Annotated in this window: 27 protein-coding genes; 7 read left to right on the top strand and 20 right to left on the bottom strand. The window is 59.7% G+C overall.

Annotated features, from left to right (window positions below):
• The first annotated feature begins 3 nt into the window (after window positions 1-3).
• The 3 genes from NANH_RS0109520 to NANH_RS0109530 all read left to right on the top strand — a co-directional run bounded on the left by NANH_RS0109520 (window position 4) and on the right by NANH_RS0109530 (window position 2,476).
• Entirely contained in the window at window positions 4-576 is a 573-nt protein-coding gene (locus NANH_RS0109520) for a cob(I)yrinic acid a,c-diamide adenosyltransferase (RefSeq protein WP_027261834.1), read from the top strand.
• 215 nt (window positions 577-791) lie between these two features.
• Window positions 792-1,550: an electron transfer flavoprotein subunit beta/FixA family protein gene (locus tag NANH_RS0109525; protein ID WP_027261835.1), complete on the top strand. Its 759-nt coding sequence runs from the start codon at window positions 792-794 to the stop codon at window positions 1,548-1,550.
• Window positions 1,550-2,476: an electron transfer flavoprotein subunit alpha/FixB family protein gene (locus NANH_RS0109530; protein WP_027261836.1), complete on the top strand. Its 927-nt coding sequence runs from the start codon at window positions 1,550-1,552 to the stop codon at window positions 2,474-2,476. Before NANH_RS0109525 ends, NANH_RS0109530 begins: the two co-directional genes overlap by 1 nt.
• A 49-nt stretch (window positions 2,477-2,525) precedes the next feature.
• On the opposite strand, the gene NANH_RS0109535 is transcribed toward NANH_RS0109530, so the two are convergent.
• Window positions 2,526-3,338, bottom strand: a complete 813-nt coding sequence (locus NANH_RS0109535; RefSeq protein WP_036049645.1) for a DUF6473 family protein — start codon at window positions 3,336-3,338, stop codon at window positions 2,526-2,528.
• Between the two features lie 160 nt (window positions 3,339-3,498).
• On the opposite strand from NANH_RS0109535, the gene NANH_RS0109540 reads away from it, so the two are divergent.
• Window positions 3,499-4,374, top strand: coding sequence for a 3-hydroxybutyryl-CoA dehydrogenase (locus tag NANH_RS0109540; protein WP_027261838.1), 876 nt, complete (start codon window positions 3,499-3,501; stop codon window positions 4,372-4,374).
• A gap of 37 nt (window positions 4,375-4,411) precedes the next feature.
• Here the strand turns inward: NANH_RS0109540 and NANH_RS0109545 are convergent, their stop codons facing one another.
• The 7 genes from NANH_RS0109545 to NANH_RS0109575 are packed head-to-tail and all read right to left on the bottom strand — an operon-like array spanning window position 4,412 to window position 9,813.
• The gene (locus NANH_RS0109545) at window positions 4,412-5,314 is read right to left on the bottom strand and encodes a lysophospholipid acyltransferase family protein (RefSeq protein ID WP_027261839.1); all 903 of its coding nucleotides are present in this window, start codon (window positions 5,312-5,314) and stop codon (window positions 4,412-4,414) included.
• Between the two features lie 36 nt (window positions 5,315-5,350).
• The gene (locus NANH_RS0109550; RefSeq protein ID WP_027261840.1) at window positions 5,351-5,620 is read right to left on the bottom strand and encodes an HPr family phosphocarrier protein; all 270 of its coding nucleotides are present in this window, start codon (window positions 5,618-5,620) and stop codon (window positions 5,351-5,353) included.
• A 15-nt stretch (window positions 5,621-5,635) separates the two neighbouring features.
• Window positions 5,636-6,028 carry a PTS sugar transporter subunit IIA gene (locus NANH_RS0109555; protein WP_027261841.1) on the bottom strand — a complete coding sequence of 131 codons (393 nt, stop codon included), beginning with the start codon at window positions 6,026-6,028 and terminating at the stop codon, window positions 5,636-5,638.
• On the bottom strand, window positions 6,025-6,921 hold the full coding sequence (gene rapZ, locus NANH_RS0109560) for an RNase adapter RapZ (RefSeq protein WP_027261842.1): 897 nt from the start codon (window positions 6,919-6,921) through the stop codon (window positions 6,025-6,027). Before rapZ ends, NANH_RS0109555 begins: the two co-directional genes overlap by 4 nt.
• Window positions 6,918-7,367, bottom strand: a complete 450-nt coding sequence (locus NANH_RS0109565; RefSeq protein WP_027261843.1) for an HPr kinase/phosphorylase — start codon at window positions 7,365-7,367, stop codon at window positions 6,918-6,920. Before NANH_RS0109565 ends, rapZ begins: the two co-directional genes overlap by 4 nt.
• A gap of 4 nt (window positions 7,368-7,371) precedes the next feature.
• Window positions 7,372-9,102, bottom strand: coding sequence for a sensor histidine kinase (locus NANH_RS0109570; RefSeq protein ID WP_027261844.1), 1,731 nt, complete (start codon window positions 9,100-9,102; stop codon window positions 7,372-7,374).
• 9 nt (window positions 9,103-9,111) lie between these two features.
• Complete coding sequence (locus NANH_RS0109575) at window positions 9,112-9,813, bottom strand: response regulator transcription factor (RefSeq protein ID WP_027261845.1); 702 nt, start codon at window positions 9,811-9,813, stop codon at window positions 9,112-9,114.
• Window positions 9,814-10,154: 341 nt separating this feature from the next.
• Here NANH_RS0109575 and NANH_RS0109580 point away from each other — a divergent pair, with 341 nt between their 5' ends.
• The gene (locus NANH_RS0109580; RefSeq protein WP_027261846.1) at window positions 10,155-11,753 is read left to right on the top strand and encodes a phosphoenolpyruvate carboxykinase; all 1,599 of its coding nucleotides are present in this window, start codon (window positions 10,155-10,157) and stop codon (window positions 11,751-11,753) included.
• 39 nt (window positions 11,754-11,792) lie between these two features.
• On the opposite strand, the gene NANH_RS0109585 is transcribed toward NANH_RS0109580, so the two are convergent.
• A complete protein-coding gene (locus tag NANH_RS0109585) occupies window positions 11,793-12,560 on the bottom strand; it encodes a sulfite exporter TauE/SafE family protein (RefSeq protein ID WP_027261847.1) in 768 nt (255 codons plus the stop codon).
• Window positions 12,561-12,703: 143 nt separating this feature from the next.
• Here NANH_RS0109585 and NANH_RS0109590 point away from each other — a divergent pair, with 143 nt between their 5' ends.
• Both NANH_RS0109590 and NANH_RS0109595 read left to right on the top strand, forming a co-directional pair.
• Complete coding sequence (locus NANH_RS0109590; protein ID WP_027261848.1) at window positions 12,704-14,401, top strand: acyl-CoA dehydrogenase family protein; 1,698 nt, start codon at window positions 12,704-12,706, stop codon at window positions 14,399-14,401.
• A gap of 14 nt (window positions 14,402-14,415) precedes the next feature.
• The gene (locus NANH_RS0109595) at window positions 14,416-14,835 is read left to right on the top strand and encodes an META domain-containing protein (protein ID WP_245601425.1); all 420 of its coding nucleotides are present in this window, start codon (window positions 14,416-14,418) and stop codon (window positions 14,833-14,835) included.
• On the opposite strand, the gene recO is transcribed toward NANH_RS0109595, so the two are convergent.
• The 11 genes from recO to rpoZ all read right to left on the bottom strand — a co-directional run bounded on the left by recO (window position 14,819) and on the right by rpoZ (window position 23,414).
• Window positions 14,819-15,544, bottom strand: coding sequence for a DNA repair protein RecO (gene recO / locus NANH_RS0109600; RefSeq protein WP_027261850.1), 726 nt, complete (start codon window positions 15,542-15,544; stop codon window positions 14,819-14,821). The two genes, NANH_RS0109595 and recO, sit on opposite strands and share 17 nt — an antisense overlap.
• Window positions 15,545-15,646: 102 nt before the next feature.
• Entirely contained in the window at window positions 15,647-15,979 is a 333-nt protein-coding gene (locus NANH_RS0109605; protein WP_027261851.1) for a DUF1491 family protein, read from the bottom strand.
• Window positions 15,980-15,982: 3 nt separating this feature from the next.
• Complete coding sequence (gene era / locus NANH_RS0109610; protein ID WP_027261852.1) at window positions 15,983-16,885, bottom strand: GTPase Era; 903 nt, start codon at window positions 16,883-16,885, stop codon at window positions 15,983-15,985.
• Window positions 16,882-17,568 (bottom strand): ribonuclease III, encoded by a 687-nt coding sequence (gene rnc, locus NANH_RS0109615; RefSeq protein ID WP_027261853.1) that lies wholly within the window; start codon window positions 17,566-17,568, stop codon window positions 16,882-16,884. Before rnc ends, era begins: the two co-directional genes overlap by 4 nt.
• The gene (gene lepB / locus NANH_RS0109620) at window positions 17,565-18,404 is read right to left on the bottom strand and encodes a signal peptidase I (protein ID WP_027261854.1); all 840 of its coding nucleotides are present in this window, start codon (window positions 18,402-18,404) and stop codon (window positions 17,565-17,567) included. The genes rnc and lepB overlap by 4 nt, the downstream gene beginning before the upstream one ends.
• Before the next feature lie 80 nt (window positions 18,405-18,484).
• Window positions 18,485-18,904: a holo-ACP synthase gene (acpS, locus tag NANH_RS0109625; RefSeq protein ID WP_027261855.1), complete on the bottom strand. Its 420-nt coding sequence runs from the start codon at window positions 18,902-18,904 to the stop codon at window positions 18,485-18,487.
• Between the two features lie 73 nt (window positions 18,905-18,977).
• Entirely contained in the window at window positions 18,978-19,430 is a 453-nt protein-coding gene (locus NANH_RS0109630; protein ID WP_027261856.1) for a hypothetical protein, read from the bottom strand.
• A 1-nt stretch (window position 19,431) separates the two neighbouring features.
• A complete protein-coding gene (locus NANH_RS0109635) occupies window positions 19,432-20,178 on the bottom strand; it encodes a pyridoxine 5'-phosphate synthase (protein ID WP_027261857.1) in 747 nt (248 codons plus the stop codon).
• Window positions 20,179-20,211: 33 nt separating this feature from the next.
• Window positions 20,212-20,868 carry a DUF2062 domain-containing protein gene (locus tag NANH_RS0109640; protein WP_027261858.1) on the bottom strand — a complete coding sequence of 219 codons (657 nt, stop codon included), beginning with the start codon at window positions 20,866-20,868 and terminating at the stop codon, window positions 20,212-20,214.
• Window positions 20,869-20,896: 28 nt separating this feature from the next.
• Window positions 20,897-23,029 carry a RelA/SpoT family protein gene (locus NANH_RS0109645; RefSeq protein WP_027261859.1) on the bottom strand — a complete coding sequence of 711 codons (2,133 nt, stop codon included), beginning with the start codon at window positions 23,027-23,029 and terminating at the stop codon, window positions 20,897-20,899.
• 31 nt (window positions 23,030-23,060) lie between these two features.
• Complete coding sequence (gene rpoZ / locus NANH_RS0109650; protein ID WP_027261860.1) at window positions 23,061-23,414, bottom strand: DNA-directed RNA polymerase subunit omega; 354 nt, start codon at window positions 23,412-23,414, stop codon at window positions 23,061-23,063.

Raw genomic sequence — 23,414 nt, forward strand, 5'->3', positions numbered from 1 at the left:
GCGATGGTTGTACTGAACAAGATCTATACCAGGACCGGTGACGCCGGAGACACGGCCCTGGGGAATGGCGATCGCGTGGCCAAGCATTCCGCGCGGGTCGCGGCCTATGGCACATCGGACGAGTTGAACTGCACCCTGGGCGTCGCCCGTCTGCATGCCGAGGGTGAATTGGATACCGCCCTGTCGCGGATCCAGAATGACCTTTTTGACCTCGGCGCCGACCTCTGCCGCCCCGATATGGAGCAGGACGCCGAAGCGGAATACCCGCCCCTGCGGGTGATCGATGGCCAGGTTTCACGGCTCGAGACGGAAATCGACGCGATGAATGCCGGTCTTACCCCGCTGCGCAGTTTCATCCTGCCCGGTGGCACCGCACTGGCGGCGCATCTGCATATCTGTCGCACCGTCGCCCGGCGGGCCGAACGTCTGGCGGTAGAACTGGCGGCAGCAGAGGCTGTAAATCCGGCGGCCGTGAAATACCTGAACCGTCTCAGCGACTGGTTCTTTGTGGCTGCTCGCGTGGCCAACAATGGAGGCCAGGACGACGTTCTCTGGGTACCGGGGGCCAATCGCTAAGATGCCCATACCGCTGGCGATCTGCCGATTGCCCAACCGCATCACGGCTCAAAGGTTGCGCCGCGAATCCTGACCCAAACAAGGAACGCGACGTCTGTGGGCCAAAACGTGACGATTTTTCTCTGTTTTCGTCGCCCCCGCCCCGCTATCAACTGCGGGAACACATTGGACCGAGTCGCTGACTGGCTTGGGTTTTACTGAGGAGAGAACCGCATATGAAGGTATTGGTGCCTGTCAAGCGCGTGATCGACTATAACGTTAAGGTTCGTGTCAAAGCGGATGGAAGCGGTGTCGATCTGGCCAACGTCAAGATGTCGATGAACCCGTTTGACGAAATTGCCGTCGAAGAGGCGATCCGTCTGAAAGAGGCCGGCAAGGCGGACGAGATCGTCGCCGTCAGCATCGGCGTCAAGCAAAGCCAGGAAACGCTGCGCACCGCACTGGCGATGGGCGCGGACCGCGCAATCCTGGTAATTGCCGCCGATGACGTGCACACCGATATCGAGCCGCTGGCGGTGGCCAAGATCCTCAAGGCGATTGTGGACGAAGAGCAACCTGGCATCGTTTTGTGCGGCAAGCAGGCGATTGACAACGATATGAACGCCACCGGGCAGATGCTTTCGGCGCTGCTGGGCTGGTCGCAAGGCACCTTTGCATCCGAACTGGACATCGAGAGCGACCACGCCGTGGTGACCCGCGAGGTCGATGGCGGCCTGCAGACCATCAAGGTCAAGATGCCGGCCATCATCACTGTGGACCTGCGCCTGAACGAGCCGCGCTATGCGAGTCTGCCCAACATCATGAAGGCCAAGAAAAAGCCGCTGGATGAGAAAACGGCCGCCGATTACGGCGTCGATGTCACCCCGCGTCTGGAAATCGTCGGCACCGCCGAGCCGACCGAACGGGCCGCTGGCATCAAAGTTGGCTCGGTTGACGAGCTTGTAGCGAAACTCAAGGAAGTGGGGGCTGTATAATGGCTGTTCTTCTTCTCGCAGAAGTCACCGACGGCGAACTGGCGCTGGATGCAACCGCAAAGGCTGTCGCGGCCGCAGCAAAACTCGGTGAGGTCACTGCACTGTGTTGTGGTGCCAGCGCTGCTGCTGCCGGCGAAGCCGCCGCCAAAATCAGCGGTGTGTCCAAGGTGCTGGTCGCCGAGGATGCCTCGCTGGGTCACCGGCTTGCAGAATCGACTGCGGCGCTGATTGTTTCGCTGGCTGGCGATTACGAGCATATCGTCGCCCCGGCCACCACCGATGCCAAGAACGTAATGCCCCGCGTGGCTGCGCTGCTTGACGTGATGGTGATTTCGGACGTGTCCGGTGTGGTCGATGGCAACACGTTTGAACGCCCGATCTATGCCGGCAACGCCATTCAGACGGTAAAATCCAGCGACGCAAAAAAGGTCGTGACGATTCGTACTTCGACCTTTGACGCCGCTGGCGAACAGGGCCCGGCCCCGATCGAAACCGTTTCCGCCGTCGCGAACCCCGGACTGTCGGAATGGGTCGAGGACAAGGTCGCAGCCAGCGATCGCCCCGAACTGACCAGCGCCGGTGTTGTTGTCTCCGGTGGTCGTGGCGTCGGCTCGGAAGAGGACTTCAAGATCATCGAAGCCCTGGCCGACAAGCTGGGTGCCGCCGTCGGCGCATCGCGTGCAGCGGTCGATTCCGGCTATGCCCCGAACGATTGGCAAGTCGGTCAGACCGGCAAGGTCGTGGCCCCGGATTTGTACATCGCGGTTGGTATCTCTGGCGCGATCCAGCACTTGGCTGGCATGAAGGACAGCAAGATCATTGTCGCGATCAACAAGGACGAAGAGGCCCCGATCTTCCAGGTCGCCGATTTCGGCCTGGTCGCGGATCTGTTCACTACAGTACCGGAACTGATCGAGAAGTTGTGAACCTACGCGACATCGGTAAGGCCCGCCATCAAGGCGGGCCTTTGTCGTTTCAATGCACCTGGGGCAACGCCTCTACAACGCGCTCTGCGATCTGCGCATGCGCCGTCGGCCCGATCGCCAGTTCGGCAGCCGGTGCCTGCATTGCGCCAAACCGCATTTGCGGCATGTCCCCGCAGCGGCCCGCAGCGGTTACCGGAATCTCGAGAATTTTCCCGACGTCCGGCTTTAGCTGTTCCAGCATATCCCGCGTCACCATCAGCGGATCGGCACCCAGCGGGCCGGTCTCATCGCGGTAGCGCAGCCACAAAACCACGGCGCGCGATCCGCACTGCCGCAGAACCAGGCGCATCCGCGCAACCCAGACCGCCTGCAGCTCCTGGCGCAAGGCATCAAAACGTCGGGGCGACAGCGTGTAAAGCGTATACAGCATGTGCTTGTTGAAATGGAAATCTGTAAAATCCACTTCGGGATAGATTGCATCCAGCAGCGGCGTCGCTTCGAGAAATCGGTCATTGCGCCGGGGATGCACACGATAGAATCGGTTCGACAAGTTTTGCGCGCCCGACACCTGAACCACGACGCCTTTGGCCGCCGCCGCGATGCGCATGATTTCGGCGTCTTGCGCAAAGGCATCCACGCCAGCATTCAAGCAGCCCAGATTGACGCAGGGCAGCCCCAACGCGATTTCGGCCAGCGCGGGAAATGGACGATCAACAAATTTGCCATATGTATCGCTGCTGCCCAGAAAGGCCACATAAGGCGCGTCCAGCGGTCTTTGCGGCCCGCGGACCATCAGCCTGGAGTCGCCATAGCGACAGGGCACATTTTCAAGCGCACCGGCGCCTGGTACTTCGTAACTCATCTTACCCACCAATTTTAGTTCACCCGATCCCAGCTTTGACCCGCAGAAGTTGCGATTCGGCTAACTGGCCCATTTGAAGCAAACTGTTGTGGTAACTGCCCCTTGCCCCCGCTCACCTGCGCCCGATATGGTCACGGCACGCGGGATGAAAGGCAGTTCAATGAGCATTCAGACAATTGGTGTGATCGGCGCCGGTCAGATGGGCAACGGGATCGCCCATGTCATGGCCTTGGCAGAGTACAACGTACTGCTGACCGATGTCAGTCAAGCTGCGTTGGACGCGGCTATAGAGGGGATCGCTGGCAATCTGGAGCGCCAGGTCTCTCGGGGAAAAGTGGCCGAGGCCGATATGGGCGCCGCTCTTGGGCGCATTAACACCACGCTCGCGCTGTCCGATCTGGGCGCAACCGACTTGGTGATCGAAGCCGCCACCGAACGCGAAAGCGTAAAGCAGGCGATTTTTGAAGATCTCCAACCGCATCTGCAACCGCAAACGATCCTGACGTCGAACACCTCATCGATCTCAATCACCCGCCTGGCCAGCCGAACCGATCGCCCCGAACGTTTCATGGGCTTTCATTTCATGAACCCTGTGCCGGTGATGCAACTGGTAGAACTGATCCGCGGTATTGCCACCGATCAACCCACCTATGATGCCTGCCGCGCAGTCGTCGACAAATTGGGAAAAACAGCGGCGAGCGCCGAGGATTTCCCCGGCTTCATCGTCAACCGCATCCTGATGCCTATGATCAACGAAGCGGTCTATACCCTGTATGAGGGGGTTGGCAACGTGCGCTCCATAGACCAGTCGATGAAGCTGGGCGCCAACCACCCGATGGGTCCTCTGGAACTGGCGGATTTCATCGGGTTGGATACCTGCCTTGCGATCATGAACGTGCTGCACGACGGGTTGGCGGACACAAAATACCGCCCTTGCCCACTGTTGACCAAATATGTCGAAGCCGGATGGCTGGGGCGTAAGACGCAACGCGGCTTCTATGACTATCGCGGCGACGAGCCGGTCCCAACGCGCTGACCGGCGCAGCGGCGGGCGCGCGTTGGATCGCGTTCGTCTACTTGCCCAGATTCAAAGTGTGTTGCCGCAGCCAGGCCATGAAACCGCGCGGATCCGTTTCGAGCAGCGCCATATCCGCGTCACTGATCGGTTCGCCAATGACCGGTGCCTGCGGCTTGTTGCATGAGCGCACGATTTCGTGCAGCAGCAACCCTTGGCGCAGGACCGGTGAAATGCGATTGGCGATTTGATAGGCACGGGAATTGCGGCCAGGAAAATAGATCGGCACAACCTTGGCACCCGAACGGCGGATCATCTTGGCCGTAAACACGTTCCATTCGCGTTCGATCGTGGGGCCGAACCAACTGTCCGAAGACATCACAACGCCCGACGGGAACAGCGCCACCACGCCGCCCTCTTCTAGATGCGCCATTGCGTTGGCGCGCATTTCGACCATCTTGCGCTGCGCTTCGGGGTCGTGGGGAAACGGGACCGGAATCATGAACGAGGTCGCAGCCTCGTCCAGGCCGGTCAACACCGAACGGGTCAGAATCCGGTAATCTTGCCGCACACGCCCGATCAGGTCCGCAAAGATCATCCCGTCGACCATGCCATGTGGATGATTGGCCACCACCACGACGGGGCCTTCCTTTGGGATATTCGCCAACTGCTCGGGCGGGGTCTGCAGCTCGATGCCCATAACGTCCAGCGCTCCGCGCCAGAATTTTTGGCCGCGGTACTTTTCGTTGTTTCTTTCAAACCGGTTGACCATTCGCAGGATCGTCAGCTTGCCAGTGAGCCACTCGATCGCCCGGATGGCAAAGCCCGTCCAAGGATCGTCAAAGGAGTTGGCATAGGTCAGAGTGCGGCGGTCGTAAATTTCACCCTGCGGCGGCGGCACATCGGGCGCCGCGTCGTTGACGGTAACAGGTGGTCTGCTGTTGTGTGCGGAGTCCGCCAATTTCCTCATCCCGTCCTTCACGCCGACAGGTGGCGTTCAGAACCCCTCGCCGAATTTGTCCGCAACCAGCGCTTCCAGCGCATCTGCCAGCGCATCTGCATCCGGCCCGGTGGTCTGGACGTCAATAGTCGTTCCGTTTGATGCTGCCAACATCAAAAGACCCATAATGCTGTCACCTGACGCTGACAAGCCATCGCGCGACACCTCGGCGCTGGCATCGAAGCCTTCGACCACCTCGACCAGCTTAGCCGATGCTCGGGCATGCAGCCCTTTTTCGTTGATTATTTTCAGTGTGCGCTCAGTCATTTTGGCGAAAGGCTTTCAATCAAGGCTGACATTTTGGGTATTGATGTATTTCTTTCCCGCTTCCATTGCCGCCCGCACGGCATCGGGCACGGATGCATCACGGCTTTTGGCCAGCTTGATCAGCATCGGCAAATTGGCACCATAGAGGATCCTTCGATCGTCCGGGGCACAGGCGCGCAGGCTGAGATTCGAAGGAGACCCACCGAACAGGTCGGTCACAATGACCACCCCGCCTCCGGTGTCCACGGTATCGGCGGCCTCGCAAATCTCTAACTGCTTGGCTTCTCGATCGTGGTCGGGTTCGATGGAAATCGCTCGCATCCCGGGCTGCGTACCGACAACATGTTCTATTGCCGCCAGATACTCTCTGGCCAGCCCACCATGCGCCACGATCACTATTCCGATCAATTCGGTCTCTCGTCCGTTTCGCGGCCATACAGCTCGCGGTGCCTAATTGACACTTGCTGACCACCCTCTGCAAGGGCCTTGGCCAGGGTTTCGACCAGCACCACGGATCTGTGTTGTCCGCCGGTGCAGCCAAAGGCAATCGACAGGTGCGATTTCCCCTCTTCTACATAGGCCGGCAGCAACACCAGGGTCAAATCCAGAACCCGTTCGAAAAATGGCGCGAAACGCGCATCTCCCATCACATGCGTTGCGACGCGAGGGTCACGACCATCCAATTCACGCAGAGACGGTTGCCAATAGGGATTGGACAAAAAGCGGCAATCAAACACCATGTCGATGCCACGCGGCAGGCCGCGTTTGTATGAAAACGACTGCACCGACACGGCCAGGCTGGTACTGCCATCCGGGGCGAACCAGCGTTCTATCGCCGCGCGCAGCTGATGTACGTTCAGATCCGAGGTATCGATCAGGATATCGGCCAGTTCACGGATCGGTGCCATCAGGTCGAGATCGCGCTTGATCCCGATTTCCGGACTTTCCGCAGGGGCCAGAGGATGACGGCGTCGTGTTTCGGAAAATCGCCGCAACAGGATATCGCTGAGACAGTCAAGATACAGAACGGTCAGATCCGTTGCATCGCGGGCGGCCAATTGATCGATCAAATCCAGCAGCGCGGCGGTCGAAAAATCCCGGTTGCGCGTATCGACCCCAAGCGCAAGCGGACGGTCCGGTCCCGGCCCCTCCAGAAGACGGGGCATCAGATGAAGCGGCAGATTATCGATGGCCTCAAATCCCATGTCCTCAAGTACCTTGATCGAGGTTGAGCGACCGGCACCAGAAGGACCGGTCACCAATACAACGCGGGTGCGGGGCTGCACTGTTTTGGGCTTCATTCCTCGTGCCGTCCGGATTTGAGATATTGCAACAGAGCCGGGGCGAAATGGAAGCTATCGACGCGACGTAAGAGCGGGATCTGCAACCCCAACAGATCAATCGTTCTTATGTCCGGATAACGCGCCGTTTCCACTGTATCCATATCCACCACTACTCTTACCGGCACCGCACCGGACGGATCGCACCGCAATAGACCGATGCCGCGCGCTTCGATCAATCCGCTCAACTCCGACGGTGCAGACGCAACCACAACCGTCTGTTTCCGGCGCAGAACTACTCTGTCATCGGAAACCAGCATGGCCCCCTGCGCCATCAGAGACAAGGCCAGAGACGATTTTCCGCTACCGGAAGCGCCGACAATCAGGCAGCCATGCCCGAAAATTGCAACGCACGTGGCGTGCCGTATATCTGCGGGCCGCACGGGCTGGTTCCGGTCCGCCCTCATTCGCTCAGACCGGTAAACCCACTACGAATCGTGCGCCCAGCGGTTCGGAAGTGATGTCCGCTGCGGTCGGTCGGATGTTTTCGGCCCAGATCACGCCCCCGTGCGCCTCGATGATCTGCTTGGAAATGGCCAGACCCAGCCCTGAATTGTTGCCGAAATGCTCTTCCGGGCGCTGCGAGTAGAAACGCTTGAACACCTTGCTCAACGCCTGTTCGGGAATCCCCGGGCCAGTATCCTCGACGACGACAAGCACCCGGTTCTCGCGTTTGCGAGCCCATACCCGGATTGCATCCCCGTCCTCGCAAAACGAGACAGCGTTGCTAATCAGGTTCACGAAAACCTGCGCCAGACGCGCTTCGAGCCCCTGTATCATGATCGGTTGCCTGGGCAGATCGGTAAGATATGCGATTCCCTTTCCGCGTGCGTCTTCACCGAGATATTGGTTCAGGTTGCCAATCAATTTCAATAGGTCGAATGTCTCTTCGTCCTCTTTGACCAACTCCGCATCCAAACGCGAGGCATTCGAAATGTCGCTGACCAGCCTGTCGAGGCGGCGAACATCGTGTTCGATCACCCCCAGCAACTTGGTACGCTGATCTTCGCGCTGAACCATACGCAACGTCCCCACCGCAGATTGCAGGCTGGCCAGCGGATTCTTGATTTCATGCGCGACATCCGCCGCGAATTGCTCATTTCCTTCAATGCGATTGTAAAGGGCGGCAACCATGCCACTGAGAGCTCGCGAAAGGTGGCCGATTTCGTCTGGCCGTCCGGACAGGTCTGGAATTCGGATGCGACCCTGCTGGGTGCTGCGGGCGTTCCGGTCGCGCCCCAGTTCCGCCGCCTCGGCCAGCTCCGACAATGGCGTCGCGATCGTAGAGGCCAAAACCAAGCTGAGACCGATCGATACCAATGTCGCAACCACGAACATTTCCAGAACTCTCTCGCGTTCGCCGCGAACAAGTGCATCGATCTCGCCCGACGGGCTCGCCACCCCGATAATCCCCACAGCGGTCCCGTTCCACAGAATGGGCGTAGTGGCGGAAATCACCCTGCCGCCTTTGGTATCCAGCCCGGTCTTGACCTGGGTACCGCCCGCGATGGTGACCGACATCAATTTGCGCAGTTGATTTTCGATAGTGTCCGGGCCAGCCCCGCCCATGCGCGAAAACGGGATCTTGATCCAGCTCCAAAAGAAGGTCAAACCATCGTTGATGACTGTCCGACGGCGGTCAGGGGGTGCCAGGGCGGTTAAAGCGTCGCTTTGATTGGTACCACGGGTCTGCCCTGCCAGCGCGCCTCCGCGATCGAAGACATAAACGTCTAGACCGTTGCGCAAGCTCAGCTGTGCCAAGGTTGCGGGGATATCCACCGTCTGAGTCCATGTCGACATCGGCTCACTGTCGGTAAGGCGGGCTTCGAACACGTTTGCGACCAGTTCCGCGTCTCCGACGAGGGCGCTGGCGCGTTGTAGCACCAGGCTCTCGCGCGTGTTGTTGAGGTACAGGATGCCGGCAACCAGTACATTCAGTGCAATCAGGTTGAAAGTGATGATCTTACGCGCGAGCGGTGACGCCTTTCTGGAAAAGTACCTTGGCAGCGACGCGCGAATACCGCGGGTATTTTCACGGGCGGTCTGTGGTCCGTTCCGATCCCCAAACGGCAGGCCGACACCGGTGCTGCGCCGGGAAACCGGGCCGCGGTTCCGCCCCAAAGCCCGTTCCACGATGCTCATGCTTGCGGCCTATTCCTCGTTGTAGCGGTAACCGATACCGTAGAGCGTTTCGATGGCCGCAAATGAGTCATCCGCCGTACGCATCTTCTTACGCAAGCGCTTGATATGACTATCGATGGTCCGATCATCCACATAGACCTGATCATCATAGGCTACATCCATCAGCTGATCCCGGCTTTTGACAAAACCCGGTCGTTGCGCAAGCGCCTGGAGCAGCAGAAACTCTGTCACGGTCAAGGATACATCGTTTCCCTTCCAGCTGACCGAATGGCGCAACGGATCCATGCGCAGATGGCCTCGATCCATCACCTTGGCATCCGGGCCAGTGCCTTCGACGTCCCCGGCAACCGCCTCTTGCCGACGCAGCAGCGCGCGGATCCGTTCAACCAACAGACGTTGTGAAAAAGGCTTCTTTACATAGTCATCCGCCCCCATCCGCAGCCCCAGCACCTCGTCGATCTCATCATCCTTGGAGGTCAGGAAGATGACCGGCATCTGGGTCTTGAGGCGCAGCCGCTGCAACAGGTCCATTCCGTCCATGCGAGGCATCTTGATGTCCAGAACCGCCATATCGGGCAGCTTCTTGTTGAATGCGTCCAGCGCAGCCTGGCCGTCATTATAGGTTTCAACTTCAAAGCCCTCGGCTTCGAGCGTCATCGATACGGATGTCAGGATGTTCCTGTCGTCGTCCACCAATGCGATCTTTGACATCTTTCGTGTCCCTCTATTGCTCTGCCTTCATTGCGTTTCATTTGCTTGTCGCTGTTCGGCACCGTTTGGCGAAAGCCAGCCGCGAATCACCGGGACCGCTCCTGTCAATCTGGGCGGACAATGGTTAGGAATGACTGAATTACAGCACATTGCCCGACCGGGTCGTGCCGCCGGAATTCGTGGTTGCGCTAAAGGTTGCCCTGGTTGCGCTAACTCCGGCACACCACCCTGTTCACTCTGTTCGGCCTCATGTTAAAGGCGGCAGGCATGGCGCTGTCGCCGTTTCGCCCGTACGGGCCGCAGAAATGGATGCAACGCGCCCACACAGGAGATACGACCGCATGACTGTTGGACGGGTAAACCCGAATTTTCGCCTCGAAGATCAAGGCATTACAGGGGTGGAAAATGTTCACTACAACCTGCTGGAACCCGCAATCATAGAGGCCGCGTTGCGCCTCGGCGAAGGCGCGTTGGGCCAGGGCGGTGCGTTCATGGTCGAAACCGGCAAGTTCACCGGTCGTTCGCCCAAGGACAAGCACGTCGTGCTCTCGGCCTCTACCAAAGAGACGATCTGGTGGGACAACAACGCCCCGATGGAACCAGAGGCATTTGATCGTCTGTATGAAGACATGCTGGCGCATATGCAGGATCGCGAGTATTTCGTGCAGGACATGTTCGTCGGCTCCGATCCGATCCACCGTCTGGATGTGCGACTGGTAACGGAACTGGCCTGGCACAGCTTGTTCATCCGCCACATGTTCCGCCGCCCCGAGCGCGAGGAACTGGACACCTTCCAGGCGGAATATACCGTCATCAACTGTCCCAGCTTCAAGGCCGATCCCGAACGGCACGGCTGTCGCAGCGAAACCGTGATTGCGATGAACTTTGACCGCAAGCTGATTCTGGTCGCCAGCACCGAATATGCCGGTGAGAACAAGAAATCCATCTTCTCGCTGATGAATTACTTGCTGCCGGAAAAAGGCGTCATGCCGATGCACTGTTCGGCCAATCACGCCAAGGGAAACCCGGTGGATTCCGCGATTTTCTTCGGCCTTTCCGGAACCGGGAAGACCACCCTTTCGGCCGATCCCGACCGCATTCTGCTGGGCGACGATGAACATGGCTGGTCCGACCGGGGGATCTTCAACTTCGAAGGCGGGTGCTATGCCAAGACCATCCACCTCAGCCCTGAAGCCGAGCCCGAAATCTATGCCACGACCAGCAAATTCGGCACCGTAATCGAGAACATGGTCTATGACGCTGAAACGCGCGATCTGGATTTCGAAGACGACAGCCTGACCGCAAATATGCGCTGTGCCTATCCGTTGCACTATATCTCCAATGCCTCGGAAACCGGTGTCGGTGGCTCGCCCAAGAACATCATCATGCTGACCTGCGACGCCTTTGGCGTGCTGCCCCCGATCGCGCGGCTGACTCCGGCGCAGGCGATGTACCACTTCCTGTCGGGGTTCACCTCGAAAATGGCAGGGACCGAGCGTGGTGTAACCGAAGCACAGCCGACGTTCTCGACCTGTTTCGGTGCGCCGTTCATGCCGCGCCGCCCCGAGGTCTATGGCAACCTGCTGCGCGAAAAGATCGCCCAGCACGGTGCCACCTGCTGGCTTGTCAACACCGGCTGGACCGGCGGGGCCTATGGCACCGGCAGCCGGATGCCGATCAAGGCCACCCGCGCCCTGCTGACTGCCGCCCTGGACGGGTCGCTGGGCGAGGTCGAGTTCCGCAAGGATGCGAATTTCGGCTTTGACGTCCCGGTCAGCGTGCCCGGCGTGGCCGAGGTTCTGCTGGACCCGCGCCGGACCTGGGACGACCCCGAATCATATGACCGGCAGGCCACCAAATTGGTGGACATGTTCGCTGGTAACTTCGAACAGTACCTGCCCTTCATCGACGACGATGTTAAAGCCGCGGCCATCGGCTGAGGACACCAACGGGACCCCGGAGCGATCCGGGGTTCCCCGTCAGCCGATCAAGCCGCGCCGGGTCAGGTTCAGCCCCGCGATCAGCAGGACAAACAGGGTGACACGACGAAACGCCTTTTGTTCGATCCGGTCCTGAAACAACCCGCCAACCCACATTCCCAGTATCGCGGGCACGACCAAGGCCACCGAGAACGGCAACGTTTCGGAGCGCAACACGCCCGAGCCGATATGCGCCACAGCCAAAGCCACCGCGCCCAGCCCATAAATCACACCCTGCACGCGCATTTGCTCACCCTTGGGCGTATTCAATGCCGTCAGATAGGCCACCGTGGGCGGCCCCCAGATACCGGATAATCCGCCGATGAACCCGGCCACGGCACCGACCAATGCCTCGATTCGCTTGCTGGGCGTACGTAGCGTGAATCCTGCCCCGGTCAGTTGCAGGACACAAAAGAACATGATCGGGATACCGATCAGCAGCAACAGCGTGGATTGCGGCAGCACCCGGACCAATTGCGCACTGCCCAACAGAAACACCAGTCCGACGGCCAAAAACACACCAAACCGGCGCACCGATTGAAACGCCGCGCGAGGACCCTGCCGCAAGGCCTGGATCCCGTTGGCAATGAGCGTCGGCAGGATCAGCCCCGCCAGGGCCAGTTCCGGTGACAAGAACATGCCAAGGCCAGAAACGATGATCATCGGCAAGGCAAAACCGACCATACCTTTGACCAAACCGGCCAGGGCGGTAACGGCAAAGGCGAGCGCAAATTCTGTCGGGGTGAGCAAAGCAAACAGGTGTGTCATGCTCTTCTCTTATCACTGCCACGCCACGCTGCACCGCAAAAAGCCACGCAACTATTGAACCTTTTCAGCTCAAGATGTGTATTTTTGTTGCGCTGCAAGTGCAAAGTGACTAGGACAAGCCGACACAGAACAGGATATGATTCATGGCCCATGACGGACAGGACCCGCACATGACAACTGGAGAAAATGGGCCTGCGATCCTGCCCGGTCTTCTGGATTTGACCGGCGCTGCAACACCCCCGGTTCAGGCTCTTCTGGAAGCTGCGCGCGCGCAGGTCCGCGAGCGGGTCAGCGAAGGTGGGCGGATCTCTGGCGCCTTGATCGAAGCGAACCAGACCGCTGCACATGGGCTGGCTTGGCTGGCGACCTATGCCCAAAGCCTGCAGCAAATGCAGGCCTGGGCCGAACGCCTGACAACGGAGGGCAGGTTCGGTGAAATCGAACAGTTGATCCACCAGATCGCCTTTGGTGAATACCTGCACCAGATTGCCGGCGGGATTCCAATGAACCAGGGCGAGTTCGTTCGGCTGCGGGATATGGGCCTGGGATGGGACGCATTGTCCGGATTCCAAAGCAGCGAGATTCAGACGCTGATGAGCCGAGGAAACAGCCAGGCGGCCCGCACCCGCCTTGTGGAACTGATGCAGGAGCAATCCGCCAACATCACCTTTGGTGCAAGCGGTCTGGACGACGAGCTGGAAATGATCCGCGAGCAATTCCGCCGTTTCGCGGTGGAAAAGGTCGAACCCAACGCCCATGACTGGCATCTAAAAGACGAGCTGATCCCGATGGAAATCATCGAGGAGCTGGCCGAGCTGGGCGTATTTGGCCTAACCATCCCAGAAGAGTTCGGCGGTCTTGGTTTGTCCAAGGCGTCGATGGTTGTGGTCTCCGAGGAACTGTCACGCGGCTATATCGGTGTCGGCTCGCTGGGCACGCGCTCTGAAATAGCGGCCGAACTGATCCTGTGTGGCGGCACCGATTCACAAAAGGCCAGCTGGCTACCGCGCATTGCCAGTGCCGAGATCCTGCCCACCGCAGTCTTTACCGAACCCAACACCGGGTCCGACTTGGGGGCCCTGCGCACCCGTGCAGTCAAAGAGGGCGACGATTACCGGGTCACTGGCAACAAGACCTGGATCACCCATGCCGCGCGCACCCATGTCATGACGCTGTTGGCCCGCACCGACCCGGAAACAACAGATCATCGGGGCCTGTCGATGTTCCTGGCCGAAAAGACCCCCGGCACTGACGATGCCCCGTTCCCGACCGAGGGCATGAACGGTGGCGAGATCGAGGTACTGGGCTATCGCGGCATGAAGGAATACGAACTGGGCTTCGACAATTTCCACGTCAAAGGCGAGAACCTGCTCGGCGGTGCCGAAGGCAAGGGTTTCAAGCAGTTGATGGAGACTTTTGAATCCGCCCGGATTCAGACCGCCGCCCGCGCTATCGGCGTGGCGCAATCGGCGCTGGACATTGCCATGCAATATGCCATCGACCGCAAGCAATTCGGCAAATCCCTGATCGAATTTCCGCGCGTCTCCGGTAAGCTGGCGATGATGGCGGTCGAGATCATGGTCGCGCGCCAACTGACCTATTTCAGCGCCTGGGAAAAGGACAACGGTCATCGCTGCGATCTTGAGGCCGGCATGGCCAAGCTGCTGGGGGCGCGTGTCGCATGGGCTGCAGCGGACAACGGGTTGCAGATCCATGGCGGCAACGGATTTGCGCTGGAATACAAGATCAGCCGCGTTCTGTGCGACGCCCGCATCCTGAACATTTTCGAGGGTGCCGCCGAGATTCAGGCGCAGGTCATCGCGCGGCGCCTGCTGGGCTGATCTGGGCTGCGACCGTGTTCGCCGACCGCGAAACATCGGTCGCGTCGAGGGCAGGAATACTGGCCGTCGTTCTGACGCTGGCCAGTTGCGCATCGCGTGAAACCGTGGCCGCCTATGGCGCGGCAGGCCGTATCTGGCGATTGACCGAACTGGATGGGGCCGCCTTTGGCGCGGTTGCCACGTTGACCTTTCCATCGCCTGGCAAGATTGCGGCGAAGACCCCCTGCGCCAGCTACGCCGCACCGATGTCGGCTCCCTATCCCTGGTTCGAAATGGGCGCGGTTTCCGCGTCGCGCACGGCCTGCCCGGATCCGGCGACCGATGCCGAATTCTTGCGTGCCTTGCACAGCATGACTCAATCCGAAGTGACCGGCGATGTGCTGATCCTGAGCAACGAAACCGGGCGCGAAATGGTGTTCAAATCCGTCGGTTGAACACGTCGACAAACCGCGCGCGCGCCTCGGGGACAGGCTTGTTTCCCAGCGCTGGAGCCAGGTGGTTCTCGATAAAGAAGCCGGTTGTTCGCAAAGCTTCGGCAACCTCACCATCCTGCGCCGGGCCAGCACCGCGCAGAACTGGTGGCAGGGGCAACATCCGGTGCGCCCAATCTCCTGCCCCCTCAACTGAAACCGCGCGCCCGGATTTTGGCGAGACATAGACCAGGCCTTCGGTCGCGCCTGAAACAGCGCAGCGCCCAAGGTCAAGCCCAAACCCCATGTCGTCCAGCAGTGCGACTTCCCAGTTCAGATAGGCCAGCGGCCATACGTCGTTGCGCCCGAGAAGATCCAACAGCTGTTCACTGCGCCTGTACAAACTGGCGTGCACCTCGCGTTCGGGCAGGCAAAAAGACAACAGAGACGTCACTGCGTTCAAACCCGCCAGTGTCAACCGGTCCGACAGTGCGGCAGCCGCCCGACTGCGGATCGGTTCCACCTGATAGGTACCGATATGGTCTTCCAACCGGGCGCGCCACAACAGGTCCAACTGCGCACCGGGTTGCAACACCGGAGCGATCCTGCGGCTCGCGCCCCCGCGAACGACCCCGGCATGGCGGCCATGATCCTGCGTGAACACCTCGATGATGGCCGCGGATTCGCCATGACGGCGCATGCTCAGCAATATGCCCTGATCCCGCCATTCCATGATGTTATAGTTCACGCCACGACGTTCCGCGCAAGACATAGTTCCCGCCTTGCCTGATTGCCAAGGCAGGTTGCTGTCAATCGTATTCGGGTAACGCAGGCGCTAGCTTGCCAGACCCGCCTCATCCAGAAGATGCCGACCCTGGCGGTCTTCCAGCTCTATCACCCAGAGGTCCGGGTCAGATCTGCGCTGGCGCGCGATCATCACATCGACGTCAGCCTCGGATCCGCTTGCCAATTCGATCCAGCGTCGTTCACCGGTCATCAGATCAAAGCTGCGTTGAAAGGCCACGGCCTTGCCATCCAGAGTGTTCAGCTTGACCAGTACCGCACCGGCGGTGTCGTCGCCATGTGCAACCACAAAGGCGGGAATCTCGGTCAGTCGCAGCCGTGCCAAATAGGCCTGTACCCAGAATTGCGCCGTCAGGCGGGGCATGCGTTACGCACCGTCCTTGAAGTCGAGCCCCATTTCGGAATAGCGCTCGGCGTCGTCCAGCCAATTGGGGCGCACCTTGACCTGCAGGAACAGATGAACCTTGCGCCCGAGGAATTCGTTCAACTCTTCGCGCGCGGCCTTGGACACGGCTTTGATAGTTTCGCCCTTGTGGCCCAGCACGATGCCCTTGTGCCCGTCTCGTATCACATAAATCACCTGATCGATCCGGGCCGATCCATCCTTGCGCTCTTCCCAGTTCTCGGTTTCCACCGTCATCTGATAGGGCAATTCCTGATGCAGGCGCAGGGTCAGTTTCTCGCGCGTCATTTCGGCGGCGATCATGCGCATGGGCAGGTCGGCGATCTGGTCCTCGGGATACAGCCAGGGTCCTTCGGGAATCTCTTTGGCCAGCCATTCGCGCAACGCCTGCACGCCATGGCCCTTTTCGGCAGAAATCATGAATGTTTCGGCAAAGGTATACCGCTCGTTCATATCCTTGGTCAGGGCCAACAGAACTTCGGACTGGACCCGGTCGATCTTGTTGATCGCCAGGGCCACCTTGCGGCCCTTGCCGATGTCAGTCAGCCCTTCGAGGATGCGCTCGACCCCTTCGGTCACACCGCGATGAGCCTCGATCAGCAGAACGACCACGTCCGCGTCAGCAGCTCCGCCCCAGGCCGCAGCGACCATCGCGCGGTCCAGTCGGCGGCGCGGTTGAAACAGTCCCGGAGTGTCGACAAAAACAATCTGGCTGTCATCCTGCATAGCAACACCGCGAATGCGGGCACGGGTGGTCTGGACCTTGTGGGTCACGATCGACACCTTTGCCCCGACCATGCGGTTCAGCAACGTGGATTTCCCGGCGTTGGGTTCACCGATCAGGGCAACGAATCCGGCGCGTGTCATGTCTCTTGCTCCAGTCTCTCTATCAGCGTCGCGGCGGCACCTTGTTCCGCCTGACGCTTGGATCCGGCAGAAGCCTGAGCTTCTTCACCGGTTTGCAGTCGCGCGGCTATCGTGAAGACCGGCGCGTGGTCGGGCCCGGACCGGGCAAGTTCGACATAGGCCGGTGGTTTCTGTCCCCGCGCCTGGGCCCATTCCTGCAATGCGGTCTTGGCATCGCGCGCATCCGACTCGACGCGGGCGACCCGCTCGCCCCACAGGGACAGAATCATGTCCCGCGCAGCACCCAATCCGGCATCCAGATAGATGGCGGCAATTACCGCCTCCATCGCATCCCCCAACAGCGCCTGTTTGCGCCGCCCGCCCGACAGCATTTCGGATCGCCCCAGTTTCAGTACCGCGCCCAGATCAATCTGCCGCGCGACGTCGGCACAGGTTTCCTTGCGCACCAACGCGTTGAACCTGGGGGCCAGCTGGCCTTCGCTGGCCTGCGGATCATCTTCGAGCAGCGCAGTGGCCATGACAAGGCCCAGAACCCGGTCGCCCAAGAATTCCAGCCGCTGATTATCGGCCCGTGTGGAAGAAGAAATCGACCCGTGGGTCAGGGCCCGGACCAATAATTCAGGCCGGGCAAAGCTGTGGCCGATCCGGCGCTCGAACGCCTGAAGGTCGGCCGACAGTTTCACTCTACAGCCTTGAAGAACCGATTTCCGCGCCAGGTCCAGAAAAACAGCATCGAACGGCCCGCCGAACTGAACATGATGCGATCGGCACGACCGATCAGGTTCTCGAACGGCACGAAACCGACCCCCCCGGCGGATTGAGGCAAACGGCTGTCGCTCGAGTTGTCGCGGTTGTCACCCATGAAAAAGTAATTGCCCTCTGGCACGGTGTAAATCCCGGTGTTGTCCATACCCTGATTGCCGATATTCAGGATCGTATGGGTGTTGCCGTTGGGAAAGGTCTCGATCTCGCGGGTTTTCTCGCAAACCGCGCCCTCGCCGACAGGACCGTTTGAGCAGCGCGGGCGGGTGCCTTGCGGCCCCTGAGGTTCATAGATTTCAGTGAACACGCCGTCATCCTGCAGCTTGACCTGTTCGCCGTTGATCGACAATACCCCGCCCTTGACCTGAATCTGGTCACCCGGCAACCCGACCAGACGCTTAATGAAATCACGCCCCGAAACAGGGTGGCGAAACACCACCACATCACCGCGCTCGGGTTCGGACCCGAACAGGCGATCGTTGTCGCCACGGAACACGCCACAGACATCCTCGGCATCTATGTTGATACCAACGGCCGGTAGTATCACGCTGGGGCAGGACGCATAGGAATAGCCATAGGCCATCTTGTTTACGAAAAGGAAATCCCCGATCAGAAGGGTTTCCTTCATCGAGCCGGACGGAATCCAGAATGGCTGAAAGAACAAGGTGCGAAAAATGCCCGCAATCAAGAGCGCATAAACGATGGTCTTGACCGTCTCGATGACGGCATTTCCTTTTTTTGTGACGTTCTCGGCCATACGGCTCTCCGGTGCTCTCGTTGATTGGGGGCTACATGCGGGGCGGTTTGAGCAGTGTCAAGGTCGCGCCCAGAGCAAACTCAGCGATGAGCGGGCGTATCGGCAATCGGTCGCGCCTCAATCACGACAAAGGCCTGTGCCCAGGGGTGATCGTCGGTCAATGTGACATGGATGATCGCCTCGTGCCCCGGCGGGGTCATTTCGGCCAATCGCGATGCCGCCCAGCCGGTGACCTGCATCACCGGTTGACCGGTGCGCAGATTGCTGACGGCCATGTCCTTCCAGGCGATTCCCATGCGCAGCCCGGTCCCCAGCGCCTTGGAACAGGCCTCTTTCGCTGCCCATCGTTTGGCGTATGTGCCCGCCGTGTCCCGCCTGCGTTCGGCCATGTGCTGTTCGACTTCGGTGAACACCCGATTGCGGAACCGGTCGCCAAATCGCTCCAGCGTTGTCTGGATACGTTCGATATTGGCCAGGTCGGTGCCGATGCCCAGGATCATTGCCTATGTCCATTTATTGTGTCTGCGCCCTGGCCCGGATCAGGCTGTTCCAGTCTCCGGGCGCCAGACTCTGTTACTTTTCGAACACCACGGTTCCCTTGGCCTGGTTGATCCGAAGCGACACCCTGTGACGGCTGCCGGGGTCCACGCCTCCGGTGTCCGGATCGTAGTGGCCCACGGGCAGATCGACCAACAGGCCAAGCGCGGGATCATAGCTGGAACGCACAGCCGTCAGGTCGATCTCGCGATAGCCAGCCTGTTTGGTGTGCGAAAGCAGATAGCACGCATCGCCGTTGTCCGGTTGCGGCAAGATGATCACCGCGTGCCGCGAACAGCAGGCCGGTTCGCCGCCTGTGTCCAGCACACCGATCTGGATCGCATTGTTGGCAAAGCTGCGGCCCGCGACCAGCATTTCGCCCATCCGGGACAGATCAATTTGCGACGTTGCGCATTGCTCCAGGCGTTCGGCCTGGGCGGAGGCAACGGCAAGACCCGCCACAAGCGCTGCCACGACCGCACGTCTCATGTTACGCGCGCGCCTCATCCATCAGACGGCGCATCTGTCGAATTGCCGGTTCAAGCCCAAGAAAGATCGCTTCGCCAATCAGAAAATGGCCGATATTCAATTCGCGCACCTCGGGAAAAGCCGCGATGGGTTTGACGGTGTCATAGGTCAGCCCGTGCCCGGCATGAACCTCCAATCCAAGTGAATTCCCAAAGGCAGACATTTCGCGCAAAGCCTGCAATTCGCGATGGTGTTCGTCCATCCGACCCTCGGCAAAGGCATCGCAACAGGCACCCGTGTGCAGTTCGATCACCTCAGCGCCGATGCGGTGGGCGGCCTCGATCTGGCGCTTGTCAGCAGCGATGAAGATAGACACGCGACAGCCCGCCTCGCGCAGGGGCGCAATAAAATGTGCCAGCTTGTTCTCTTCGCGTGCCACTTCCAGCCCGCCTTCGGTCGTGCGTTCCTCGCGTTTTTCCGGCACGATGCAGACCGCGTGGGGTTTGTGACGCAGGGCAATGCGCTGCATTTCGTCGGTCGCCGCCATTTCGAAATTCAACGGGATCGACAGGACATCCATCAAACCGTCGATATCGGCATCGCTGATGTGGCGGCGATCTTCGCGCAGATGCGCCGTGATACCATCGGCCCCGGCAGCTTCGGCAATTTTTGCGGCCCGCAACGGGTCGGGATAATCACCACCGCGCGCATTCCGCACGGTGGCCACGTGGTCGATATTCACGCCAAGGCGCAGGGCATGTTCAGTCATCGCACAGATTCCGGTATGTAATTCTGCCTCAGCCTAATCCGCTTTTCCGCCAAGGTCAGCCTCTGCCTCGGCTTTTTTCCGGATCGCCTGGAATTTCTTCTTGATCACTTTCTTGCGCCGTTTCTGGTAGGCCCGGATCAGCGGCACACTGAGGAAATAGCAGATCGTCGCGGTGATGGCCCCGGGGATAATGCCACCGATCAGGTAAGGGTAAAACACCTGATCGTAAAACACACTCAGCCCGCGCCAGTCAGGTTCGTGCCCCGTAAACAAGGCGACAAAGTTGTTTTTCAGATCCTCGCCCGCATCAATGAACTTGCCAACGAACGAACGCGCCTCGTGTTCCTGAAACGTATTTCCCAACAGGAAATGCCCGGTCTTGAGCGACACGAAACCGATTGGCACATAGGTGAGCGGATTGCCAAAAAAGGTCGCCATCAGGGCCGCCAGAATGTTGCCGCGCATGACACGTGCAACCAGAAACGCGACAAGGAAATGCAGACTGTAGAATGGGGTAAAGGTGGTAAAGACCCCGGCCCAGATGCCGCGCGCAATGCGCTCGGGCGAGTCCGGCAGCCGCCGGACCCGATGCTTTACATAGTGAAAGGCCCGCGTCCAGCCACCCCGGGGATACAAGAAATCCGCGATCGTGCGCAGCAAGGGGCGTCGGTCACGGCGTCTGAATACCAAGAGTACTTCCTTTGCTGTCTCGGTCCAATTAAACGACTGCGGTGTGAACCTTGGTCTTCTCGCGGAACCGTTCAACAGCGGCAACGTCACTGTCTGCTTCGAGCGTCACCATCAGCGACAACAATTGTTCGATATCCCTGAGTTCGACCTTGACGATAAGTCGGTAAAAATCCGGTTTCCGATCAACAAATTCCAGATCGCTGATATTGGCCTTTTTTTCGCCAATCAACGTACAAATGCGCCCCAAGACACCGGCATCGTTTCCAATGGTCAGATCCAGCGTCGCGCCATAGACCGCCGGATGGGTGCCGCTATGCCAATGCAGATCGATCCAGCGTTCCGGCTGTTCCTCGTATTCGCTCAGTTTTTCACAATCGATCGCGTGCACCACAACACCCTTGCCGCGATAGGTAATACCGACGATGCGTTCGCCGGGCAACGGTTGGCAACATGGGGCGCGCTCGAACGACTGTCCCGGGCTCAGACCGATCACCGCGCGACGCGGCGAGATCTGGTCCCCCTCATCCGGCGCAAGGTCGGGATAAACCGCCTGCACAACATCATGTGCGGTCAGTTCAGCGCTACCCAGGCGAGCCAGCAATTCTTTGCGATTCTTCAGGCGCAGATGTTTCGCCGCCGTGTCCAGCGCCTTGTCCGTGGACTTGCGCCCGACATGTTCAAACGCGGCGCGCGCAAGCTCTCGGCCCAGCTTGACAAAACGCTCTCGGTCCACCTCGCGCAGAGCGCGGCGAATTGCGGTGCGGGCCTTGCCTGTCGTGGCGATATCCAACCAGCTGGCCTGAGGGGTCTGGCCTTCCGCAGTGATGATCTCGACCGACTGGCCGTTCTTTAACCGCGTCCACAACGGCACCCGCAAACCGTCTACCTTGGCTCCGACGCAGGCCCCACCGATCCGGGTGTGAATCGCATAGGCGTAGTCGATCGGAGTCGCGCCGCGCGGCAATTTCACCACATCTCCCTTGGGGGTAAAACAGAACACCTGGTCGGAATACATCTCCAGCTTGACCGCCTCGAGGAAATCCTCGTGATCCTCTTCCGCGTCGAACTGCTCGGTCAGGCCTGAAATCCATTTGGCCGGATCTACGGCAAACGGGTTTTTCGTGCGCACCCCGTCGCGATAAGACCAATGCGCCGCCACACCGGTTTCAGCCACGTCATGCATCTGACGGGTGCGGATCTGCACCTCGACACGCTTGCCGTCGCGCCCGGACACGGTGGTGTGGATCGAGCGATAGCCATTGGTCTTGGGTTGGCTGATATAATCCTTGAACCGCCCCGGCACCGCACGCCAGCGCTGGTGGATCGCACCAAGGGCGCGATAACAATCCTCTTCGCTGCCCGTGATGATCCGGAACCCATAGATATCGGACAGGCGCGAAAAGCCCTGCTCTTTTTCCTGCATCTTGCGCCAGATCGAATAGGGCTTCTTGGCGCGGCCAAAGACCTCGGCCTCGATACCCGCCTGCTCCAATTCGTGGCGCATATCGCCGGTAATCCGCTGGATCACGTCGCCGGTTTCCCGTTGCAGCGTGATGAAGCGGCGAATAATCGACTGGCGCCCCTCGGCGTTCAGTACCCGAAAGCTGAGATCTTCCAGCTCTTCGCGCATCCACTGCATACCCATGCGCCCGGCAAGAGGGGCGTAGATATCCATCGTCTCGCGCGCCTTTTGAACCTGCTTTTCCGGGCGCATCGATTTGATGGTGCGCATATTGTGCAGCCGGTCCGCCAATTTGACCAGGATCACCCGCAGGTCCTTGGACATGGCCATGAACAACTTGCGGAAATTCTCGGCCTGTTTGGTCTCGGTGCTGGACAGTTGCAGGTTGGTCAGCTTGGTCACACCATCGACCAACTCCGCAACCTCGTGGCCAAACTGGCTCTCGACCTCGGAATACGAGGCTTTGGTGTCCTCGATGGTGTCGTGCAGCAGCGCGGTGATGAGAGTGGCATCATCCAGCCGTTGCTCGGTCAGGATTGCGGCAACGGCAACCGGATGGGAAAAATAGGGCTCGCCGGAATGTCGAAATTGCCCCTCGTGCATGCGCAGACCATAGTCATAGGCCGCAGCAATGCGATCGGCATTGGCTTTAGGATTATAGTTGCGGACCAGCGCGATCAGATCTTCTACAGCAATCATCCGGTCCGCACCCATGGGTGTCGCGCCCGACTCAGCCCTGGCCCTGGGCCTCCATCAACGCGCGCAACAATTTCTCTTCAGACATATCGTCTTCGACCGGCTTGTCCGCTTCGGCCCCCATCAACAGCGCCATGCTGTCCTCTTCGGGCTCGTCGACCTCGATCTGGTTCTGATTGCTTTCGATCAGCCGCTCGCGCAGATCGTCTGCGCGCTGGGTTTCCTCGGCAATCTCACGCAGCGACACGACCGGGTTCTTGTCGTTGTCCCGTTCCACTGTAATAGCCGCCCCGGCGGAAATCTCGCGGGCCCGGTGTGCGGCCAGCATCACCAGTTCAAAGCGATTCGGAACCTTGTCAACGCAGTCTTCGACCGTTACGCGGGCCAT

The organism is Sedimentitalea nanhaiensis DSM 24252, assembly GCF_000473225.1.
GTDB lineage: Bacteria > Pseudomonadota > Alphaproteobacteria > Rhodobacterales > Rhodobacteraceae > Sedimentitalea > Sedimentitalea nanhaiensis.

Bases quoted from the DNA above. Each gene is read 5' to 3' on its own strand.
- NANH_RS0109520 (WP_027261834.1), top strand. From the start codon at position 4: ATGGTTGTACTGAACAAGATCTATACCAGGACCGGTGACGCCGGAGAC.
- NANH_RS0109525 (WP_027261835.1), top strand. From the start codon at position 792: ATGAAGGTATTGGTGCCTGTCAAGCGCGTGATCGACTATAACGTTAAG.
- NANH_RS0109530 (WP_027261836.1), top strand. From the start codon at position 1,550: ATGGCTGTTCTTCTTCTCGCAGAAGTCACCGACGGCGAACTGGCGCTG.
- NANH_RS0109535 (WP_036049645.1), bottom strand. From the start codon at position 3,338: ATGAGTTACGAAGTACCAGGCGCCGGTGCGCTTGAAAATGTGCCCTGT.
- NANH_RS0109540 (WP_027261838.1), top strand. From the start codon at position 3,499: ATGAGCATTCAGACAATTGGTGTGATCGGCGCCGGTCAGATGGGCAAC.
- NANH_RS0109550 (WP_027261840.1), bottom strand. From the start codon at position 5,620: ATGACTGAGCGCACACTGAAAATAATCAACGAAAAAGGGCTGCATGCC.
- rapZ (WP_027261842.1), bottom strand. From the start codon at position 6,921: ATGAAGCCCAAAACAGTGCAGCCCCGCACCCGCGTTGTATTGGTGACC.
- NANH_RS0109565 (WP_027261843.1), bottom strand. From the start codon at position 7,367: ATGAGGGCGGACCGGAACCAGCCCGTGCGGCCCGCAGATATACGGCAC.
- NANH_RS0109570 (WP_027261844.1), bottom strand. From the start codon at position 9,102: ATGAGCATCGTGGAACGGGCTTTGGGGCGGAACCGCGGCCCGGTTTCC.
- NANH_RS0109575 (WP_027261845.1), bottom strand. From the start codon at position 9,813: ATGTCAAAGATCGCATTGGTGGACGACGACAGGAACATCCTGACATCC.
- NANH_RS0109580 (WP_027261846.1), top strand. From the start codon at position 10,155: ATGACTGTTGGACGGGTAAACCCGAATTTTCGCCTCGAAGATCAAGGC.
- NANH_RS0109585 (WP_027261847.1), bottom strand. From the start codon at position 12,560: ATGACACACCTGTTTGCTTTGCTCACCCCGACAGAATTTGCGCTCGCC.
- NANH_RS0109590 (WP_027261848.1), top strand. From the start codon at position 12,704: ATGGCCCATGACGGACAGGACCCGCACATGACAACTGGAGAAAATGGG.
- recO (WP_027261850.1), bottom strand. From the start codon at position 15,544: ATGGAATGGCGGGATCAGGGCATATTGCTGAGCATGCGCCGTCATGGC.
- NANH_RS0109605 (WP_027261851.1), bottom strand. From the start codon at position 15,979: ATGCCCCGCCTGACGGCGCAATTCTGGGTACAGGCCTATTTGGCACGG.
- era (WP_027261852.1), bottom strand. From the start codon at position 16,885: ATGACACGCGCCGGATTCGTTGCCCTGATCGGTGAACCCAACGCCGGG.
- lepB (WP_027261854.1), bottom strand. From the start codon at position 18,404: ATGGCCGAGAACGTCACAAAAAAAGGAAATGCCGTCATCGAGACGGTC.
- acpS (WP_027261855.1), bottom strand. From the start codon at position 18,904: ATGATCCTGGGCATCGGCACCGACCTGGCCAATATCGAACGTATCCAG.
- NANH_RS0109630 (WP_027261856.1), bottom strand. From the start codon at position 19,430: ATGAGACGTGCGGTCGTGGCAGCGCTTGTGGCGGGTCTTGCCGTTGCC.
- NANH_RS0109635 (WP_027261857.1), bottom strand. From the start codon at position 20,178: ATGACTGAACATGCCCTGCGCCTTGGCGTGAATATCGACCACGTGGCC.
- NANH_RS0109645 (WP_027261859.1), bottom strand. From the start codon at position 23,029: ATGATTGCTGTAGAAGATCTGATCGCGCTGGTCCGCAACTATAATCCT.
- rpoZ (WP_027261860.1), bottom strand. From the start codon at position 23,414: ATGGCCCGCGTAACGGTCGAAGACTGCGTTGACAAGGTTCCGAATCGC.